Below are 2,936 nucleotides of genomic sequence, written 5' to 3'. Positions count from 1 at the left end.
ATATAATGTAGCTTGCTTTTTAAAATGGAGAAGAGAATGTTTTCTTATGTTCTTTCCTATACATATGAATTTGCCCTTAAGTAATTTGGACCCCTCGTAGAACCATTCAGGAATGAGAGACAACGGGATGATAGAGGCTTCAGGAGTGACGACACGGAGGCTTTTCCTCCGGGTTATTTTTGATCTTTCATTTTGTCTTTTTGGTTTTCTCTTTTGGGGGGTTATAAGGGGGCAGCGCCCCTTTATAGTACTTTTTGTCATGCCTGAAATCTTCAATCAGGCATCCATGCTTTTTCTTTTTAGAGCCATAGGGATGTCTCCTTCCATTATTTAGATTCCTCATATAAACATTTAGGAATCCACCCTCTCCGTCATTCCCAAAATTCAGGCGGGAATCCATCCCCTCCGTCATTCCCGAAATCTTTTATCGGGAATCCACTGAGGAAAACGCCTTCCTCATCCTCAGTGGTCTTTTGCATTGTCTGTTTTTTCTTTTAATCTTTTAATCTTTCGCCGTAGGCTGTCTGTTTTCTCTCCCTCAGTAGGTTTTTTGTTTTTTCAAGGGATCATAGGGGATTAGTTCCCCCTATAATCTGCCGCGGGCTACCCGCTCCGAGGGTAAAAAAGAGTTGCTTCCTCAGCCGCTTCTTACAAATACAAAAGGAGAGGATTATAGCAGATTTTGCGGGTGCTATTGGCCACTAAAGCAGCCTGTTCCCCCCCTCTGTCGGGAAAGGAACTGGGAAAGAAAAAAAGGGGTATGATATAATAAACGAAGAAGTTAAATGATGAAAGGAGGAGAAAAAATGAATAAAAATCGTTTTCTCCAGGGAAGAGGAAAGCTGGTTATCCTGGTTCTGCTTGCTCTCCTTCTTGGAGGAAGTACGTTGGCAGGAGCTCAACCTCGAATCTCCATCCGTTTTCAGCTTCTACCCGATGTGTATATTTCCATTCCTCGCTCGCCGCAGATTACTCTATCTATAGATAAAGGAGAAGGGGCAAACTATTATATAGATGACCCTATCACCATTCGCTATCGAGCAAATCGGGACGGTTATGTTAATCTTATAGACTATTTACCCGATGGTGGGGTAAGCATTTTAGTCCGTGATGAATTCATTCGCTCTGGAGAAGAGGGGAGATTTGCAGGGAGGGTATATGGTCCGGCGGGAGTGGAGAGAATAGTGGTTCTTCTCACTCCCGACAAAGTGAGTGAAAGAGACTTGGAGAGCTTTATAAAGTCTCCTCACCAAGCAGATAGAATTTTTGGCACTCGCTATGCCACTAACCGTATCCACTTCCAGGTGCTGGCGCGGATGGAAAGCACAGTTTTGACAATAGAGCCTGACGATTTAACTATGGATCCGGGGACTTCTGTGGTTTTAACTGCTACCCTAAAGGATGTAAGAGGAAGACCCATAACGGGTGAGGAGATTCGCTGGTCGGCGAATGCCGGGCGCTTGAGCGCCTCCCGTACTACCACAGACCTCCGGGGTCAGGGGAGAGTAACTTTCTATGCTCCCTCTCAACCCGATACAGTAACAATAGAAGCCCGTTTCCCGGGAGGAGTAAATTCAGCTTCTGCTTCTGCCCGGGCTACGATTCGGGTAGAAAGAAAGACATATTACACAACTCTCGAGGTAGCTCCTTCGTCTTTTACCATCGATGGAGGAGGGAACATAAAGCTTGTGGCCACCTTAAAAGATGAGAATGGGAAGCCCGTATACGGCCGGACTATTTACTGGGAGGTAACCGAAGGAGACCTGGATAAATACTCTACTCCTACTGATTCTTCCGGTAAGGCTGTAGTTTATTACTATGCTCCGGAAGTGGACGAAGTTACCGATGTGAAAATAACTGCCCAGTTTCGAGGAGTAGGTGGACTGGCTCCGGCTTCTTTTGAGGTCTGGGGGACAATAGAGCCTCTACCGGTTGCTCTTACATCTTCCATCTTTTATCTCGACTTTGGTAGCGGCACTCCCCGGGGTAACATAGATAGGCTGCGCTACTCAGGGGATATCGTTCTGGGTTTCTCCTTGAACGATTTGTATGTTTTAGAAATGAAACCTCGAGAAGCGATAGAGTTTGAGTTTAATCCTGGAGGGTCTCCTCGAGAAGGAGCCATTTTCCTCTGGTTGCAAGGAGAGTCAGGAGGAAAGGCCCGGGTTTCCGTAAACGGAAACCGCTTAGCAACTATCAGCGTAAGTCGGGACTTAATAGCTCCGGGCGGAGAAGAGAAAATTATTATTCCTCGAAATGTACTGGTGCGGGGAATCAACCGCCTGCGAATAGAAGCAGATCCCGGTCGGAACATTCGCGTGCAGAAGGTAATTATTGTTTTTTAGCGCTGTTTGAAGATAGCATCAAATAAGCCCTCTCCCCGAGAGGGCTTATTTTTTTCCTCCTATTATAAAGACCCCTACACCGGGGCATCCTTCCTCAAGCCAGAGTGCTTTTTCTCCAGCGTTATTTTTGATCTTTTTCTTTTTGTCTTTTTGTCTTTTGGAGACTATAGGGGGGCAGCGTTCCTTTATAGTTGATTCACCCTCACCCTCCTTCTCTCATCATGCCTGAGCGCGTTTATCAGGCATCCAGAGATTTTTGTCCTTAAATAATTTGGATTCCTGATAGAACCATTCAGGAATGACCCCCTTTTTTGTCATTCCCGAAATCTTTAATCGGGAATCCAAGTTTCTTCTTCTTTGATTTTTCAATACCATGGACCCCGGCTTGAAGATTGCCGGGGTGACGAACAGGGGGTGATAGAGACATTCAGGGGCAGGCTAAAAACGACTCGAAAGTCGCCGGGGTGACGAACTTGAGGAAAACCTCACCTTAACCCCCTCCCCGCAAGGGAGAGGAAAAAAGTTCAGGAATGACCCCCTTTTTTGTCATTCCCGAAATCTTTAATCGGGAATCCAAGTTTCTTCTTCTTT

Annotated in this window: 2 protein-coding genes; one reads left to right on the top strand and one right to left on the bottom strand. The window is 45.8% G+C overall.

What is annotated here, in order from left to right; genetic code table 11:
* On the bottom strand, nucleotides 1-261 hold a 261-nt coding region (locus GXZ17_RS00460; protein ID WP_409375325.1), incomplete at its 3' end, for a hypothetical protein.
* 545 nt (nucleotides 262-806) lie between these two features.
* Here GXZ17_RS00460 and GXZ17_RS00455 point away from each other — a divergent pair.
* Nucleotides 807-2,345 (top strand): Ig-like domain-containing protein, encoded by a 1,539-nt coding sequence (locus GXZ17_RS00455; RefSeq protein WP_409375324.1) that lies wholly within the window; start codon nucleotides 807-809, stop codon nucleotides 2,343-2,345.
* Nucleotides 2,346-2,936 lie beyond the last annotated feature (591 nt).

Origin of the sequence: Candidatus Sordicultor fermentans, from assembly GCF_012728195.1 — a bacterium.
Classification (GTDB): Bacteria; Atribacterota; Atribacteria; order Atribacterales; family Caldatribacteriaceae; genus Sordicultor; species Sordicultor fermentans.
This window is presented reverse-complemented; position numbering and strand designations above follow the sequence as displayed.